Raw genomic sequence first — 16,719 nt, forward strand, 5'->3', positions numbered from 1 at the left:
CGGAGCGGCTCGCTTTAGCGCTTCATTGCTTCATTGCTTCATTGCTCTATTGCAAGGCCATCGCCAGCACGCGTGCCACGTGAATTGCGTCGACGCCCGCGCCATCGTGAATCTGATGACGACAACTCGTCCCGTCGGCCACCATCAGCGTGTTGGCGTCGATCTTGCGCACCGCCGGCAGCAACGACAATTCCGCCATCGCCTGCGAGGTCGCGTAATGCTCGGCCTCGTAGCCGAAACTACCCGCCATCCCGCAGCACGACGACTCCACCGTCGATACCTTCAGTTCCGGAATCCACTTCAACACGGTTTGCACCGGCGTGAACGCGTCGAAAGCCTTTTGATGGCAATGGCCATGCACCAGCGCCTCCGGCGTTGCGAGCGGTTTCAACGCGAGTTGCAAACGTCCGGCCTTGTCCTCGCGCACCAGAAACTCCTCGAACAGGAACGCCTGCTTCGCCAGCCGCTGCGCTTCCTCGCCGAAACCGTAGTGCAGAAACTCGTCGCGCAACGACAGCAGACACGACGGTTCGAGGCCGACAATCGGCACGCCGCGCTCGACGAACGGCTTGAACAGATCGAGCATGCGTCGCGCTTCCTGTTTCGCTTCGTCGACCAGCCCCGCCGCGAGAAAGGTGCGTCCGCAACACACCGGGCGTTCACCCTGGCGCATGTTGAAATGCACCGTGTAGCCGGCAGCTTCGAGTACGCGCTGCGCGGCGCGTGCGTTGTCCGGCTCCATGTGGTTGTTGAATGTATCGACGAACAGCAGCACTTCCTTCAGCGCGCTGCCTTGTGGCTGGCTCGTCGTAGACGACCTGGCCGGTGCGTGAGCCACCGCATTCGCGAGAAACGACTTCCTGAAGCGCGGCAGACTGCGCTCCGGCGCAAAGCCGACAGCCCGCTTGAACCAGGTGGACAGCAACGGCACGTTGTCGGCCAACGCCATCAAACCCGGCATACGGCTCGCCGTCGACGCATAACGCGGCATGAACGCCACCAGCTTGTCGCGCAGCCGCAAGCCGTGTCGCTTGACACGCGCCGCCCGCGCTTCGATCTTGAACTTCGCCATGTCGACGCCGGTCGGGCAATCGCGCTTGCAACCCTTGCACGATACGCAGAGGTCGAGGGTTTCCTTGACGTCGTCGCTCGCGAGGCCTGCTTCGCCGAGTTGCCCGGAGATCGCGAGGCGCAGCGTGTTCGCGCGGCCACGCGTCACGTGCTGCTCGTCCTTCGTCACGCGATAGCTCGGACACATGGTGCCCGCGTCGAACTTGCGGCAATGGCCGTTGTTGTTGCACATCTCGACGGCCTTCGCGAGGCCGCCGGACAGATCGTTGCCGGTGCCCGCCAAGGTTTCCTTGCCGGTCAGCGGATCGCGTTCGACATTCCACGCGGACCAGTCGAGCGCGGTGGCGATGGTCTGCTCCTGATAGCCCGGCGGAAAACGGAAATGCCGCGCTTCGTCCATCTTCGGCGGACGCACGATCTTGTCGGGATTGAAGCGATTGTCCGGATCGAACAGAGCCTTGATGTCGGCGAACGCCTGATTCAGCCGCGGCCCGTATTGCCACGCGACCCATTCTCCGCGGCACAGACCGTCGCCGTGCTCGCCCGAATACGCGCCCTTGTATTCGCGGACCAGCGCGGCGGCCTCTTCGGCGATCGCGCGCATTTTCACGGCGCCGTCGCGACGCATGTCGAGAATCGGCCGCACGTGGAGCGTACCGACGCTCGCGTGCGCGTACCACGTGCCCTCCGTGTCGTGACGATGGAAGACCTCGGTCAGACGGCTCGTGTATTCGGCAAGGTGTTCGAGCGGCACCGCGCAATCTTCGATGAACGACACCGGCTTGCCGTCGCCCTTCATGCTCATCATGATATTCAGGCCGGCCTTGCGGACTTCCCACAGCGCCTTCTGTTCATTCGCGTCCGGCATCTCGACGACCGAGCCGGGCAAGCCGAGATCGGCCATCAATTCGGTGAGCTGTTTGAGCGACGCGAGTTGCGCGTCGCGGTTTTCGCCCGCGAATTCCACCAGCAGAATCGCCTGCGGTTCGCCGACCAGCGCCTTGCCGATCACCGGACGGAACGCCGGGTTGCTCATCGCCAGGTCGATCATCGTGCGATCGACCAGTTCCACCGCCACCGGCTTCAGCTTGACGATGTGCTGAGTCAGGTCCATCGACTGCCAGAAGGTCGGGAAGTTGACCACGCCGAGCATCTTGTGCGCGGGCAGCGGCGCGAGCTTCAGCGTCAATTGCCGGCTGAACGCGAGCGTGCCTTCCGAGCCGACCAGTAGATGCGCGAGGTTCGCGAAACCGTCGTCGGTATAGGCGCGCGGGTTCTGGCAATCGAACAGATCGATGTTGTAGCCCGCCACGCGGCGCAGCACCTTCGGCACCTGCGCGGCGATTTCGTCACGCTCGCGTTGCGCGATGCGCGTCACGCCGTCGAGTATCTGCTGCACACGTGCGCCTTGCGGCGCGTCGCGCAACGACGCGAAACGCGCGTCGTTGCCGTCGGCGAGAATCGCGTCGATCGCTTCGACGTTGTGCACCATGTTGCCGTATTCGATCGACCGCGAGCCGCACGAGTTATTACCCGCCATGCCGCCGATCGTGCATTGCGCGGCGGTCGACACATCGACCGGAAACCAGAGGCCGTGCGGCTTGAGCCACGCGTTCAGATGGTCCAGCACGACACCCGGCTCGACCGTCACCGTGCGCGCGTCGGCGTCGAAGTCGACAATGTTGTTCAACCATTTGCTCGTGTCGATCACGAGCGCTTCGCCGACTGTCTGGCCGCATTGGCTCGTGCCGGCGCCGCGCGCAAGCAACGGCACCTTCTCGCTGCGGGCAATTTCCAGCGCGACGCGCAGATCGTCCTGATCGCGCGGCACGACCACGCCGATCGGCGTGATCTGGTAGATCGACGCATCGGTCGCGTACCGGCCGCGGCTCGCCAGATCGAACAGCACGTCGCCGCGCAACGACTTGCGCAGTTGCTGCGCGAGCGGCGTCGTCAGACGCGCGGCGGAAGGCACCAGATGAATCGGCTTGACGAGCAAAGCGGAAGTGGGGTTCGTCATATCGTCTGCCTGTGTGGAACGGGCGGCCCGCGGGTTAGTACAGCGTGAGGCCGACCGGCGCGAGGCCTTCGATGCGGCCGCTCGCGCTGCCCGCTTGCCGCGGGAAGTACATGCCCGTGTAAGAGCCGGTGGTGATGACCATCTCCGGCGTAACGGCGATGCCACGCGAAGTCGCGTGATTCACGAGCCAGGTCAGCAGACGGCGCGGATCGCCGGCCGGGTTGGCGGGCGCGTTAGCCGCTTCGGTCTGCACGATGTCGTGACCATCGAAGCTGAAACGCAGCGTGGGCGCGACGAAAGGAAAGTCGTCGCGATACGCGCTGAACTCGCCGACGATCAACGCGCCGTGGTTCTGCAGATCCGCGAGTTGCGCGAGCTTGTCGACGCCGGGCCATGCGGTGTACCGGCTCGCGACGATCTCGATGGCCGCGCCGATCGAGCCGATACCCGCCCGCACGTCCGCTTCGCTATACGGCGCGGCGGACGCCTCGAAACGACGCGCGAAGCGAAACGCGATTTCCAGTTCGAGTCCCAGCGGCGCAAACTGTGCGCGCGGCAGACGCGCGCCGTCGGCGTGCAGATCGGCAACGGGCAACGGCGCGCCCTGGATCGGACCATCGTGCGATTTCGCGCCGATCTTCCAGCCGCCGATGCGGTGGCCGCTCGCGTCCAGCAGGGCGTGCTGGATCGCGTAGGCCGCTTCGGCGTCGGCGGGCAGGTCGGACGGCAGCGCGTCGAGCGTGATGTGGTCGCGGCGTGCGTCGGCGAGACGCTGGCTGAGTGAAGTCGTCATATCGTCGTGAAAGCGTGGAGAGAAAACGGCGCGTGATGTCGACGTCTATGCGCCGAGGCGGGTCGGAACCGCGCCCTTGTCCGCCGGGTTGAGCGCGAACTTGCTCTCGGGCTGCATGCGGAACGCGAGCACCACGCCAATCGCCATCAACAGCATGCTGCCGACGAATGGCAACTCCCAGCTACCGAAGTAATCGATCAGGAAGCCGCCCACCACCGGCGAGATGATCGCGGCCAACGCCGAGCCGGTGTTCATCATGCCGCTCGCGGTGCCGGAAAATTCCGGGGCGATGTCCATCGGGATGGCCCACATCGGACCAATCGTCATTTCGGCGAAGAAGAAGCCGGACGCAAGACACGCCATCGACAGATACAGGTCGTGCGTGAACATCAGCGGGATCAGCGAGAGCAGACAGAAGAACATGCACACCGACACCATCCAGCTGCGAGCGCGTTTGAGGCTGCCGGTGCGGGTGAAGATCCAGTCGGTCACGATGCCGCCGAGCGTATCGCCGAGCACGCCGGCGAAGAACACCACGGACGCGAAGATCGCCGACTTCTGCAATTGCAGGTGATAGCTATGCAGGAAGTACTGCGGAATCCAGCTGAGGAACAGCCACAAGGTCCAGCCGTAGCAGAAGTACACGATCGTGACCGGCCACATGCGACGGAACAGTTTGCCCCACGGCACGCCGGCCGCTTTCGGTTTCGGCGCGGGCAGCACGTCGAGTTCCTCGGTCGTGATACGCGGATGATCCTTCGGATGCTCGGTGAACGTGATCGCCCACACGCCGACCCACAACAGGCTGAACACGCCGCAGATGTAGAACGATTCGCGCCAGCCCCACGTCGCCATGACCAGCACGATCAGGCCGGGCGCGACCGCATTGCCGATCCGCGACGCCGCGTGCGTAATGCCCTGCGCGAAACCGCGTTTCTCTTTCGCGACCCAGCGCGCCATCGCGGAGGTCGCGGCGGGGAAAGTCGCGCCTTCACCGAAACCGAGCAGCACGCGAGCGGCCAGCAGCGAGATCAAGCCGCCGGCGAAACCGGTCAGCAAGGTCGCGATGCCCCACACGGCGCCGCAAAACAGCAGCGTGCGCTTCGCGCCGAAACGATCGCTGACCCATCCGCCGATGATCTGAAAGATCAGATACGGGTAGGCGAAGGCCGAGAACACGAGGCCGACTTCCGTATGCGAAAGATTGAATTCCTTGCCGAAACCCGCCGCCGCCGTGCTGACGTTCACGCGGTCGAGGTAGGTGATGAAGTACATGATGCAGAGCATCACTAGAACGATACTGGTCGCACTGGTCACACGAAACCGCTTCATCGTCTCTCTCCATTGCATGTGTCGACGGCGCGCTTGAGATGGCGAGCCGCGTCGTTGCCCGTCGCGGCGGCGTTGGCCGCGCGGGGTCATTGCATGTTGTTCGGGGCCGCGTCTTCGGCGCGGCTTGGTGAGGGAAGTGCTGGACGCCTTCCCCGGCTGCGAGTCTGTCTGGTGTTCAGTTGCCTGTTTTCAGTTGCCTGTTTCATGCGGCGGATTGCCGGTCACTGCGTGTCTTTCATGGCGCGGCTCGCCGGATACCGATGCGTAGCCGCGCCTTTCGGGCCTTGAGGTCCAGACTTCGAGGTTCAGGCTTCGAGGTTCAGGCTTCGAGGTTCAGCCTCAGGTTCAGCCTCAAGCCGCCGCTTTCAGCCCGGACGCCTTCGTCGGCTGACTCAGCCATTCCATCGCGGCGGGCAGGCCGCTATCCTTCAGCGGCACACCCGCAAGCCGCAGACCCATTTCGCAACCGGCCAGCGTCGCGAGCAGCATCAGGTCGTTGCAATCGCCCAGATGGCCGATGCGGAACATGCGGCCTTTCATCTTGCCGAGGCCCGTCCCGAGCGACATGTCGAAGCGTTCGTAGATCAGCTTGCGGACCGCGTCGGCATCGATACCCTCCGGCATCATCACGCCGGTCAGCACCGGGCTGTACACCGAGGGATCGGCGCACTGAATCTCCAGACCCCACGCACGCACCGCGCGGCGGGTCGCTTCGGCGAGTCGTTCATGGCGGGCGAACACGTTGTCGAGCCCCTCGCCGAGAATCATCTCCAGCGCTTCGGACAGACCGTAAAGCAGATTCGTGTTCGGCGTGTACGGCCAGTAGCCGGTCTTGTTCATCTCGACGATTTCGGTCCAGTCCCAGAAGCTGCGCGGGAGTTTGGCCGTCTTGCTGGCGGCAAGCGCTTTCGGCGACAGCGCGTTGAAGCTGATACCCGGCGGCAGCATCAAACCCTTCTGCGAGCCGGAGACGGTGACGTCCACGCCCCATTCGTCATGACGGTAGTCGGCACACGCGAGGCCGGAGATCGTGTCGACCAGCAGCAACGCCGGGTGACCCGCTGCGTCGATCGCGCGGCGCACGGCGGCGATGTCCGACGTCACGCCCGTGGAGGTCTCGTTGTGCACCACGCACACGGCCTTGATCGTGTGCTGCGTATCGGCGCGCAGACGCTCTTCGATCATCTGCGGCTGAACCCCACGACGCCAGCCTTCGATACCCGGCAGTCCGAGAAACTCCGGCTTCAGGCCGAGGCTTTCCGCCATCTTTTTCCACAGCGTCGCGAAGTGGCCGGTCTCGAACATCAGCACGTGGTCGCCGGGGCTCAGCGTGTTGGACAACGCCGCTTCCCACGCACCCGTGCCCGACGCCGGGTAGATCACTACCGGCTGCTGGGTCTTGAAGATCTTCTTGATGCCGTCGAGCACTTGCAGGCCGAGTTCGCCGAATTCCGGGCCGCGATGATCGATGGTCGGATAGCTCATCGCCCGGAGGATGCGGTCGGGCACCGGGCTCGGACCCGGGATCTGCAGGAAGTGACGGCCAGCGGGATGAAAGTCTAACTTGAGCATTGGGCTCCTCCGTTTGAATTTTGCATGCAAAAAACTATATCAGACGATGCAGGCCGACCCAAGGCAAAATTGACGTTCCGACACCCGTGTTTACCCGCTGCCGCACGGCGTGGTTAACTAATCCGTGCACTTCCGATAAAATCCGACCTGACATGATTGAGGGTTTTTGTATGCAAAATTCGGATTTCGACGCAAGCGCGACGGCGTCCCCGCTGATGCCGAAGGTCGAGCGGCAGCGGCTTCACGACACGGTGGTGGAGCACATCCGCCGCTTTATCGTCGAGGGGGTGCTGGAGCCGGGCAAGAAGCTGAACGAGCGGGAGCTGTGCGAAACGCTTGGAATTTCGCGCACGCCGTTGCGCGAGGCGCTGAAGGTGCTGGCGGCGGAGGGCTTGATCGAGATCTGGCCGAATCGCGGCGCGTCCGTGTCGAAGATGTCGGAAGCCGAATTGCGCGAGACCTTCGAGTTGATGAGCGGCCTCGAAGCATTTTCCGGCGAGCTGGCCGCGGAACGGATGACCGCCGCCGAACTGGCCGAGATCAAGGCCTTGCACTACGCGATGCTCGCGTGCCGCACGCAGAACGATCTGGCCGGGTACTACAGCCGCAACCAGGCGATTCACGACAAGATCAACGAGGCCGCCCGCAACTCGGCGTTGCGGCAGACGTATATCTCGGTCAATCGGCGCTTGCAGGCGCTGCGGTTCCGCTCGAATTTCCAGATCCCGAAGTGGGATAGCGCGATTCACGACCACGACGAGATGCTGAAAGCGCTCGAGGCGCGCGATGGGAAGAAACTCAGCGCGATTCTCCGGCAGCATCTGCTGGATAAACGCGATGCGGTGTTGCAGGTGCAGTCGCGCGAGGATGTCGCGGCATCCACGTTCAAGGCTTAGTTTTTTGTCGGCGCCGATTCCGGCGCCGACGCTTCGCATCACCTCACTCTCCCCGCCTCACATCGTTACACGACGTTTCACTCGCCATACCCTTCGTTGTACGATTAAAAGTTCGAAGGGTTAAATCTACCTGCTCGCGTTTCCGTGTTTTTCTGAGACAACGTCGACGGTTGTTGAATGAAAACGCGCGCGCGGCATTTGATAGCGAGGCGAGAAAAGTTGGCTAGCGACCAGTTGAATGAACTTGCATCGTTCCGCGCATGATCGAGGCGCTGCGGCCTTACTACGAGCAGGAACTCGCGCGGCTGGACGAGATGCTCGCGAAATTCGCGCAGGACTATCCACGAGTCGCCGAACGTTTGAGCCTATCGGGTTGCCATTTTGCAGATCCGCATGTAGAACGTCTGAGCCAGATCTTCGCCTTGATGGCCGCCGGCATTCGATTGAAACTCGATGACAGTTCGCCACAATTTACCGAGGCATTGATCGAAACTTTGCACCCGCATTACCTTCGATCGTTTCCATCGTGTTCGATCGCCCGCTTTGAAGCGATCGGCGAACCGCCACTGCAACCGGTTACGGTTGCGCGTGCAACGGAACTTGCGGCTGAAGGTGGCGAAGTCATATTCAGTACCAGCCATGACGTGACGATCGCCGCGATCGAAATCTCACGAGTTGTTTTCTTGCCCGTAGCGGCGGCCGCGATTAGCGCCGGGTTGCCGGCGGGTACGACGAACATTCTGTCGATCGCATTCGGCTCTTCTACCATGAATGCACCACTCGACGCGGTCTGGCCCGGCCGGGTTCGACTTCATCTCGCGGGTGATACGAAAACTGCGCGAACGCTCCTCGACGTCGTGCAATTGAACGCCACGCAAGCATTCATCGAAATCAACGACGATGGGCGATGGACACCCTTACCGCGTGTTCCGGTTTCCGCGGTCGGCTTCGAGGATAACGACGCGCTGTTGCCTGCGAGCGCCAACTCGTCATTCATTCAGTCACTGCTGGAGTACGCCGCGTTTCCAGAGAAATTCGATTTCGTCGATGTCGATTTTGGCGAGCCACTACCGCCGGGTTCGGATTGCGTCACGCTGCATCTGGCTTTGTCCGGACTTCACCCGGATTCGCGCGCTGCATGTGCGTTGAAGGGAATCGGTGTCGGGAACGTCGAGTTGTTCTGTACACCGGTCGTCAATCTGTTCCGGCAGCGGGACCTCCACGTTCGGCGCGCCGATGGGTCGGCCGAATATCCTGTCGTCGCGAAACCCGAGCAGCCGGCTGCGTTTCAGGTTTATTCGATCGATGCGACACGCGATGCGCGAAATGCGAGACCTGTCGATCCATTTGCTTCTCTGATGCACGGGCAGATTCAGCCCGGCGCGCCGGACTGTTACTGGCGGTTGATGCGCGATTTGTATGTCGAGCGGCATCGGCCTGGCATGGAAACGTCGCTCGTGCTCATTGGCCGGAATGGCGCCAGGCTGGAATCGGAAGATCTACCGCAGACGCTGTCGGTCGATGTGATTTTTTCGAATCGCGATCATGCGATTGCGCTTTTGCGCAAGTCGTCGAGCGGCGACTTGTGTGAGGAGCAAAGCACGTTGGGTAACCGCGTCAGGTTGTTGCGAGCGCCGACTTCATCTTTCCGGCCACGCGCGACGAGCGACGCGTTGTGGCGTGTGATTGCGTTGAGCACGCCCAATGCCGCGCAGCTTTGTGACAATGGACTGCGCGAATTCAAGCTGCTCTTGCGGCAATGCCAGCCGCACGAGGCTGTGCCGTTGAAACACGTCGACAGCGTTTCCTTTGTCCGCTACCAGGCTCGGCGCATGATGGTTCCTGGCAAACCCAGCCCTGCTTTCATGGCCGGAATTGAGATTACGTTGTCGATCGAGGAGCAGGCGTTTGCCGGGCAAAGCGTGGCGACGTTTATTCACGTGATGGATCGATACTTCGCGCGGTACGCGTCGGCGAATAGCTTTACCCAGCTTGTCGTGCTGTCGAAGGAGAACGGGCGGCAGATTCGCAAGTGTCCGCCGCGGCAGGGGCGTGGGTTTAGGGTTTGACGCTGTTCACCACCAGTTCTTGTAGAAGTTCAGCCTCGCGACGCAGTAGTCATGTTCTTCATGGAGCGTTGACGCGGTCAATTTGCAGTTTGCTTCGACGTACTTGATCCAGTCTGGATGGGTGCTTTGGGGGACGTGTGCAACCAATTTGGAGAGCACTTTCTCCGAGTCATCATTCTCGTAGAGGCTGGCCATGACGAACAGCGCCTTCCGGAACTCGACCATGCCGCCCAACTGACTCAGGTAGCGAAGCTCCCGAGTTCGCATCTCCGTCACTGACTGCAAACAGCTCCATTTTTCGATACCGGCCTCCTCTCCATCACGGATCGCGTCGAAGGTTTCCGGGCAATAGTTTTCCTTGTAGACGATCCAGCGTCTTTGGGCAGTTAGCAAAGCCTCTTTGTCTACCTGGGAAACGCTTCTTATCGCGTCTGCGTATTGACGATTCAGGTCTTTGTCGGCAGTTTTAAAATTGGTGTACGCGCATGCCTCAAGCTCTCTATTAGTTTGATAATTACACAACTCCAACGCCTGAACCGAATCAATGAAGAGCAAAAAAGTAATAAGCAAACATCTTCCAATCGGATACCGGAACATCATCATAAATATTTCCAGGTTACTAATCGCCAGCCGTTCGAGAATATGCACGCGGTGGTATCTGAGACATCAGTCCTCGTGCATTCATCATCGAGATATATCTGCCATAAGCGTCTTTCGCCTTGGCCAGTACGCCAAGATTCCAATAAGAATCGGCCAGATTCAGCCAGGTCACGACACGCTTCGGATCAATTTTCACTATTTTTTCAAAAACCGAAACAGCGCGCGTATCGTCGCCAAGACTCTGGGCGGCGAAACCATAATCGCCGATCAACGGAACCAGTACTTCTCGCCCCTCTTTCGAATCAAGCCAATCGGAAGAATAGTTATCGGCAAATGGCCTTAAATCTCTCACGGCGGATTCAAAATCATTGATCCCAATGAGATAAATTGCATTCTCGTGCATCATGCCGGCGTAGTACAGAAATACCTCCCGGTAGCGTCTATCCTCTTTGCCTAATTCCAGGTAGCGCCCGGAAAAATCTATGTCATCTGCACATAAGCCACCGATTTGTACGCCTCCCACCCTGATACTTTGATGAAACATGTAGACCCCCGCGTGCCGTCCCGCAACATAGCGCTCATCCAAATTGGCAATAGAGTTATGAACAGCGCTCAACTTCCCCTCGTAGTAGCTATCGCCTTTTTTCGATAAAACATCCACCTTGACGAAACAATCGGCGGATGTAGCCCCACCTCCAGGAGGTGCGCCGCCCGCTATCAGAAGCGTCTTTTTTCCTTCATTGATCAGGAGCGCTGCGTCCGCGGTTCCGCGACTGAACAGGCTGATTCTGCTGTCCGCGGCGAACGCCGATACCCAACAAAAAAAGAGAATCCATAAGAATGCAACTCTAATAACCCATTTCATCCTCCAGTTGCAGCAACGCTTTAGGCCGTTCGGCAACGTATCGTCGTGACACGCCATCTTGCTGGTCTTGGGACGCGTGGATAAATCGAATAAGTTTTCCCGCATTATTTTTCTTACCTCGCTCATCGTAAATCGCATCGATCAGTTTTCTGTCGTAATCCTTTGTTTCGCTGGGAGCGTCACCTAACCGCTTCATTGCAATCACTATCGCGTCAGTTGTTGGACCGTGCTGCACACATGTCGACCAGACCACGTCGTTCAACGTATGCGAGTGATATCGAAGGTCGATTCCGTTTTGCGACAAAACAAATTGAATTTGCGCGTCATAGTGCGTTCTCCTCGTGTATTCGTGTTCTATCTTATGAAAATCATTCAGGTTTTCATCCACGACCTTTCTCCATTTTCTGGAGAACTCTGTCGATCCCGGAATCAGACCGACAAATTCACCTGCCCAGGGAAAGTGTGGTGATGTGACAAACGCTCTCACCGTTCCGCCGACAACGACACCGCCATCCGATTGGCGAGTCTGACTGGTGAATTGATACGATCCGTAGGACACGCCACCAGGATCGCCGAGTCCGCCAGATATCGTCCCTGGGCCGCGGCCGCCCGTCTCGAAATGGCTGGAAAGTGCGCCAAGGTTGTCGTCGTGTCGCTTACGCCGCTTCCCAATAAAATTCCCCACCACCCCCACCGGATGAAAATGCCAGGGATTCAACCCCTGCGGAAATCCCTCGATCTTCTCCACCTCCGATTTCCACCACTGCAGCCTCTCGATCCGCTCCAACTCACGTTCCCACATCCAGTCGAGCTTTTTCATCAGCGGCATCATCGCTTTCCATTTGCTCATATCGCCGCCCCATTCGCTCTCGCAGCGAACCACCAGATGGGAGAGCGCCTGCGCCATCCACGTCGTCTGCTGTGCGTGCCGCAACTCCTGCGCGGTGACGGTGCCGTCGCGGTTCGTGTCGATCGCCTGTTCCAGCTTCGTGATCAATTCACTGCTATTCACCAGCGACGCCGCCGGCTCGAATTCGGACTTGTTTTCGCCGACAAGCAGCAGCCCTGCCACGAACAGAAAGCGCGTGAACATATGGACCGGCGTGAGTTTGTCGCCGTCCGCGAACTCGAAGCCGGGCCAGTCCCACGCGCTGCACCAACGCATGTTCGGGTGATCTTTCTCCCGCACCCATCCCTGACGCTCGCGCCCGTCCTTCGCACCGACGCCGACGTTCCACCAGTACGCCCCGGTGTCGCCATCCTCTCTGGCGATCTTCTGTTCACCCAACTCATCGAGATCGACGCGCCGACACACGTCGCGGAAATCGGCTGCGGGTCCACTCGCGTTCGCGAGCGTCAGCGGAAATTCGCTCCAACCCGATACAGGCGCCGTCGTGATCTGATCGACGAGCCCTCGCTCCACCCACAACGGCGGCCCAAGGTTTTCCTCGATCGGTTTTGGCTTCGTGCGGTGATGGTGAGCATGCGGCTGCGCCGGCGGCATCGTCAGCGTTTTCGGTTGGACCTTCAGCCAGCGTGTGCCCTTCGCCCTCGTCAGCGGCACGAGTTTCAGACCGGTTTGCATCAACGTCCGATCAGGCGCCGGAATCCCGGATACGAGCACCGCCCCCGGCGAAATCTCGAACAACGTCTTCGTATCCGGCAGATTTCTCGCGCGCTCGCGGCTCCTGTCGACGAAGTCCGGAAGATCCGCGCCTGCAAACACCTCGACATGCAACTGAGTGCGCGAGCGTTGAGGCGGCAACGCGCTGGCATCGTTGTAGCGCATGTAGTGCCCGACATGGCCGACGACCTCGCCCGCCTTCACCGCCACCGGTTCTTTCAGCACGACCACTTCGCCAAGCGACTCGGGCTCCATCACGAACTCGAGATGATCCAGTTCGACCCATCCGGACGCGACATTGATGGACGCCGTGCTGCCGGCCATCAATCCCACCGGTTGGCCCTTCTTCAGCGATGCAATTTGCGCCCACCCGCTGCGCGCCTCACCGACGACCTTCAGTTCGCATCCTCGCGGCAGAAGGCCGATGGGCCGTCCTTTCTTCGAACCGTGGACCTTGATCCCGAACAAAGCGACAGGCTCGACCGATGGCGTCGCCAACACAGCCCGGGGAGCGCCTGCGCAACTCGACACGGCAACCGGTTCGACCAGATCGCCAAAATCGCAAGCCTGCGCCGGGTTCGCTTGAACGTGATGCGGCTTCTGCCGCGATTTGCTCTGCTGATCCTTCGCACCATCGCCGACGCGAAACGAGCGATTCCCTAACCAATAGCGCATCTCGCGCGTCGGAGTCTTCGATGCTGCCGTGCGCATCGCATCCCGATAGCCCTTCAGGTCGAGCAAATGCATGTACAGACTGAAGAAGATCAACGTCTCACCGGGCTTCGCTTCGACCTGACGCTGTCCCGGATCCGGCGGCAAGCGCAACCTGTGCCGGATCAACACGAAACTGGTGGAGTAGTGCGCAAGCTTTCCATCCTTGTAGGCCAGCTCCGGATACTTTTCATCGAGTCGATACGCGACCACTTCACCGTCCGCGATTGCGCGTACGCCGTCTCCCTGCTGCAAAACGGCGGCGGTCTTCTCATCGAAGTGAATCCCGCCGTGCCAGTTCCCATTCGCGCCCAGCGGATAAAAACCGTCTTCCGCGCAACCGAGCGCCTTCATATAGGTCATCGGATCGCTGGCATCGGCCTGACCAAGCGGCGCGAACGGAAAACTCCAGTTCAACGGCACGTAGGCTGGATGAACCGATGCCGGGCTCGCATCCGAAGTCTGCGGCTGAAGGACGGGAAAAGAACTGGCAGGATGATTCATCGTGCTCATCGAGATTGACTCCATCGGCTCCGTGTTTGTCTTCAACGCGACGAACGATCCGCGCAACCTATCCTCCCTACGACGTCACCCCGAGAAGCCATTGCCTCTCCCTCCGTTTATCTCGATCGACGTCGCCTCCAACGGATCCTTCAACGTCATCGTTGCGCTTTCCGACTTGCCCCACGACGCGCATCGCTCGCGAATCTCGCCACGCGTGCCGTTCTCGATCAGATCCGGCCCGATCCGGATGTAAGACCCGCCCGCGCCAATCCAGACCTCGTTCTTCGCGGTCAGCACCAATCTGCCGCCGACGCTTTCGATCGTCACGTCCTGCTGCGCGATCAACGTCATCGCGTCGCTCTGCGCCTGAACGATCACCGGTCCTTTTGCCGCAAAGATCTTCACGCCGAGGTTCCGTGCGAACAGACTGATGCCGTCCAGCACGCTCGCGAGCAGCGACTTCCCGGCGCCAAGATTGATGTGTTTGCCGCTGACGACGTTGATCTGACCATCGGCCGCGACATGCGCCGACTGCTGCGTCGACATGGCGATGCCGGCGGGACTCGACATCAACATGAGCGGCTTGGCAAAGCCGTTTGCGTGGCCCGTGCCACCGCCTGCGGTGCGGCCGCGATGTGTCGTCGAACCGCTCAGGCTGCTTCGGGTTGCATCGGTGAAGTGTTTAAGGGCGTCGTGTCCGTCAGCAAGACTCGCGGCGCGACCGCGTGCGCTCGCCTCCGACACCGTGTCGAGGACCGCTTCCGCCGCCGCGAGTTGTTCCGTCGCCGCCGACACGTTCAGCGGTTGCGCCGCGGCAGGCTGCGTGGAGAGATACATGCCCTGCGTCGCTCGCACGGCGCCATACGCATCCGATTTGAGGTCGAAACCGCTGCCTACGAACGCGCCGCGTGTGTTGTCCGTCTGACTGATCAGGTAGCCCAGATGCAGTTGCGAGCTGTAGCTCGTCGAATGAAGCTGCAGGCGGTTTTGCCCGGTCGAGTCGTCCATGACCAACTGATTGAAACCGGCACCGCCGTATTCCTTCGAGCGGAACCCGGACAGCAATCCGTGCGCGTTCCAAACCGGTCGCGTCGCACCGCCATGGAGCCTCGACACAATGACCGGCCGGTCGCAATCGCCGTTGACGAAACCGATCAGCACTTCATCGCCCGTGCGCAGCGTGAAGATGCCACCGCGTTTTGCCCCGGCATCCGGCGCCGCGGCGCGAATCCACGCGGATGCGTTGCCATCGCCCGCGTTACGACGGTTCGACGTCAGACGAACCTTGTGGCGATTCATCTCGTCCGTATGGACCTCCTCGTTCTTCGGCCCCGCGACGATGCCGCTCTGCAGTTGCATCACCGGCTTGCCATGTTCGAATGGACTGCGGAACGGCACACGACGCGCCTGTGCCTCGATTTCCACCCGAAAAAAACCGACGCTTCCGTCGACGTGCCGGACGCTCGAACCATCGCCATTTGTTCGCGCCTGTTCGATGCTGCCGCGTAAGCCCGCCGGGAAACGCTTGAGCGCGTCGACGCCAGGAATGTTGTTTTGAATCAGCCACTCGGTCCCGATAATGGCGAATTCACGCTCGACATCGGGCAACGTGTCGTAGGCGGGATGTCCGTCGAGCGTGAACCAGTAGCCGGGCAGCGCGCAGCGCAAGCCGCCGACGCCGTGCAGACGCTTCGCGCTCGACGCCCACTCTTCCACCCTGATCCGCGCCTGCTGTTCGCCCATGTCGCGGTCCGGCCAGGTGTAGGCGCCGGTGTAGTCGTAGATCTCGCCTTGCGCGGGCAATTGCTCCGGATTGATGGCGGATGCGCCGATCTGTTTGGCGAGATCGGGACGCATGTAGTCGAATGTGCCCGTCTCCAGCGCCGCGCTCTGCACTGTCTGGTGCTCGCTGAGATGCGTCAGGCCATCGAACTCTTCGTCGCTGCCTGAGTGGCTGAAGTGGACGATCTTTTGCGGCAGCGGTGGCGCTGCAAATAGATCGTCCGCGATCACGACCTGATGCGACTTGCCGTCGGCGGCAAACTCGAAGCGGGTGAACAAACCGAGTTCTTCGAAACTCCGTTGCACGAAGTGCCAGTCCGACTCCCATTGCATACGTTGCGAGTACGCACGTAAGGGCGCGCGCAATTCGAAGCGATACTGGCCGCGAGCCTGCGCGTATTTGCTGAATACGTCCGAGAGGATCTGTTCTCCGCGCACTTCGAGCCAGTCGCGACGATCGCTGCCGAGCTTGAGAAAACTCAGCCACGACGAAAAGCGCAATTGGTAATACGTCAGCGCGCCGTCGCTGCCGAAACGCCGGAACGCTTGCACGTAGCCATGCATCGGCAGATACGTTTCGTCGTTCTGCTGAATCCACAGCGTCACCGGTTGCTTGAGCAGCGACGCCAGTTGAATCCGTGCGCCATACGGCGACACCGCGTCCACCAGCACGTCGTAATTGCGGCCGAGTCGCGCGGTGCCTTTTACGTAAAGCGGCAAGAGCCAATCGTCGCCTAATGGCGTATCCAGTTTGATCAGACGATGGAATTGAATATGGCCTGCGCGCAGCGCTTTTTCTATTGTTTTCTGGGACATGCTGCCACTCCAATTCCTTTAAAGAAAACCAGCAGTGACCGCGTGTCGATCGGTCGGCCGGTTC

General features: G+C 60.6%; 10 protein-coding genes. 2 read left to right on the top strand and 8 right to left on the bottom strand.

What is annotated here, in order from left to right:
* Positions 1-46: 46 nt before the first annotated feature.
* The 4 genes from LFL96_RS27190 to LFL96_RS27205 all read right to left on the bottom strand — a co-directional run bounded on the left by LFL96_RS27190 (position 47) and on the right by LFL96_RS27205 (position 6,788).
* The gene (locus LFL96_RS27190; RefSeq protein WP_281003790.1) at positions 47-3,091 is read right to left on the bottom strand and encodes an FAD-binding and (Fe-S)-binding domain-containing protein; all 3,045 of its coding nucleotides are present in this window, start codon (positions 3,089-3,091) and stop codon (positions 47-49) included.
* A 34-nt stretch (positions 3,092-3,125) separates the two neighbouring features.
* A complete protein-coding gene (locus LFL96_RS27195) occupies positions 3,126-3,884 on the bottom strand; it encodes a 2-keto-4-pentenoate hydratase (RefSeq protein WP_281003791.1) in 759 nt (252 codons plus the stop codon).
* A gap of 45 nt (positions 3,885-3,929) precedes the next feature.
* Positions 3,930-5,216, bottom strand: a complete 1,287-nt coding sequence (locus LFL96_RS27200) for an MFS transporter (protein WP_281003792.1) — start codon at positions 5,214-5,216, stop codon at positions 3,930-3,932.
* Between the two features lie 351 nt (positions 5,217-5,567).
* A complete protein-coding gene (locus tag LFL96_RS27205) occupies positions 5,568-6,788 on the bottom strand; it encodes an aminotransferase class V-fold PLP-dependent enzyme (RefSeq protein WP_281003793.1) in 1,221 nt (406 codons plus the stop codon).
* 170 nt (positions 6,789-6,958) lie between these two features.
* Between LFL96_RS27205 and LFL96_RS27210 the strand changes: the two genes are divergently transcribed.
* Together LFL96_RS27210 and tssF are read left to right on the top strand one after the other, a co-directional pair.
* On the top strand, positions 6,959-7,684 hold the full coding sequence (locus tag LFL96_RS27210) for a GntR family transcriptional regulator (protein ID WP_281003794.1): 726 nt from the start codon (positions 6,959-6,961) through the stop codon (positions 7,682-7,684).
* 260 nt (positions 7,685-7,944) lie between these two features.
* Positions 7,945-9,753, top strand: a complete 1,809-nt coding sequence (gene tssF, locus LFL96_RS27215; protein WP_281003795.1) for a type VI secretion system baseplate subunit TssF — start codon at positions 7,945-7,947, stop codon at positions 9,751-9,753.
* Positions 9,754-9,759: 6 nt separating this feature from the next.
* Here tssF and LFL96_RS27220 read toward each other — a convergent pair whose 3' ends face one another.
* From LFL96_RS27220 to LFL96_RS27235, 4 genes are all read right to left on the bottom strand, one after another.
* The gene (locus tag LFL96_RS27220; RefSeq protein WP_281003796.1) at positions 9,760-10,401 is read right to left on the bottom strand and encodes a lysozyme inhibitor LprI family protein; all 642 of its coding nucleotides are present in this window, start codon (positions 10,399-10,401) and stop codon (positions 9,760-9,762) included.
* Positions 10,373-11,218 (bottom strand): tetratricopeptide repeat protein, encoded by an 846-nt coding sequence (locus LFL96_RS27225; RefSeq protein WP_281003797.1) that lies wholly within the window; start codon positions 11,216-11,218, stop codon positions 10,373-10,375. Before LFL96_RS27225 ends, LFL96_RS27220 begins: the two co-directional genes overlap by 29 nt.
* On the bottom strand, positions 11,202-14,066 hold the full coding sequence (locus LFL96_RS27230) for a lytic transglycosylase domain-containing protein (protein WP_281003798.1): 2,865 nt from the start codon (positions 14,064-14,066) through the stop codon (positions 11,202-11,204). Before LFL96_RS27230 ends, LFL96_RS27225 begins: the two co-directional genes overlap by 17 nt.
* Positions 14,067-14,141: 75 nt before the next feature.
* Positions 14,142-16,655, bottom strand: a complete 2,514-nt coding sequence (locus LFL96_RS27235; protein WP_281003799.1) for a type VI secretion system Vgr family protein — start codon at positions 16,653-16,655, stop codon at positions 14,142-14,144.
* Positions 16,656-16,719 lie beyond the last annotated feature (64 nt).

This window comes from Paraburkholderia sp. D15 (assembly GCF_029910215.1).
GTDB lineage: Bacteria > Pseudomonadota > Gammaproteobacteria > Burkholderiales > Burkholderiaceae > Paraburkholderia.

Coding starts and splice junctions, on each gene's coding strand:
- LFL96_RS27205 (WP_281003793.1), bottom strand. CDS start 6,788: ATGCTCAAGTTAGACTTTCATCCCGCTGGCCGTCACTTCCTGCAGATC.
- tssF (WP_281003795.1), top strand. CDS start 7,945: ATGATCGAGGCGCTGCGGCCTTACTACGAGCAGGAACTCGCGCGGCTG.
- LFL96_RS27200 (WP_281003792.1), bottom strand. CDS start 5,216: ATGAAGCGGTTTCGTGTGACCAGTGCGACCAGTATCGTTCTAGTGATG.
- LFL96_RS27195 (WP_281003791.1), bottom strand. CDS start 3,884: ATGACGACTTCACTCAGCCAGCGTCTCGCCGACGCACGCCGCGACCAC.
- LFL96_RS27225 (WP_281003797.1), bottom strand. CDS start 11,218: ATGAAATGGGTTATTAGAGTTGCATTCTTATGGATTCTCTTTTTTTGT.
- LFL96_RS27210 (WP_281003794.1), top strand. CDS start 6,959: ATGCAAAATTCGGATTTCGACGCAAGCGCGACGGCGTCCCCGCTGATG.
- LFL96_RS27235 (WP_281003799.1), bottom strand. CDS start 16,655: ATGTCCCAGAAAACAATAGAAAAAGCGCTGCGCGCAGGCCATATTCAA.
- LFL96_RS27230 (WP_281003798.1), bottom strand. CDS start 14,066: ATGAGCACGATGAATCATCCTGCCAGTTCTTTTCCCGTCCTTCAGCCG.
- LFL96_RS27190 (WP_281003790.1), bottom strand. CDS start 3,091: ATGACGAACCCCACTTCCGCTTTGCTCGTCAAGCCGATTCATCTGGTG.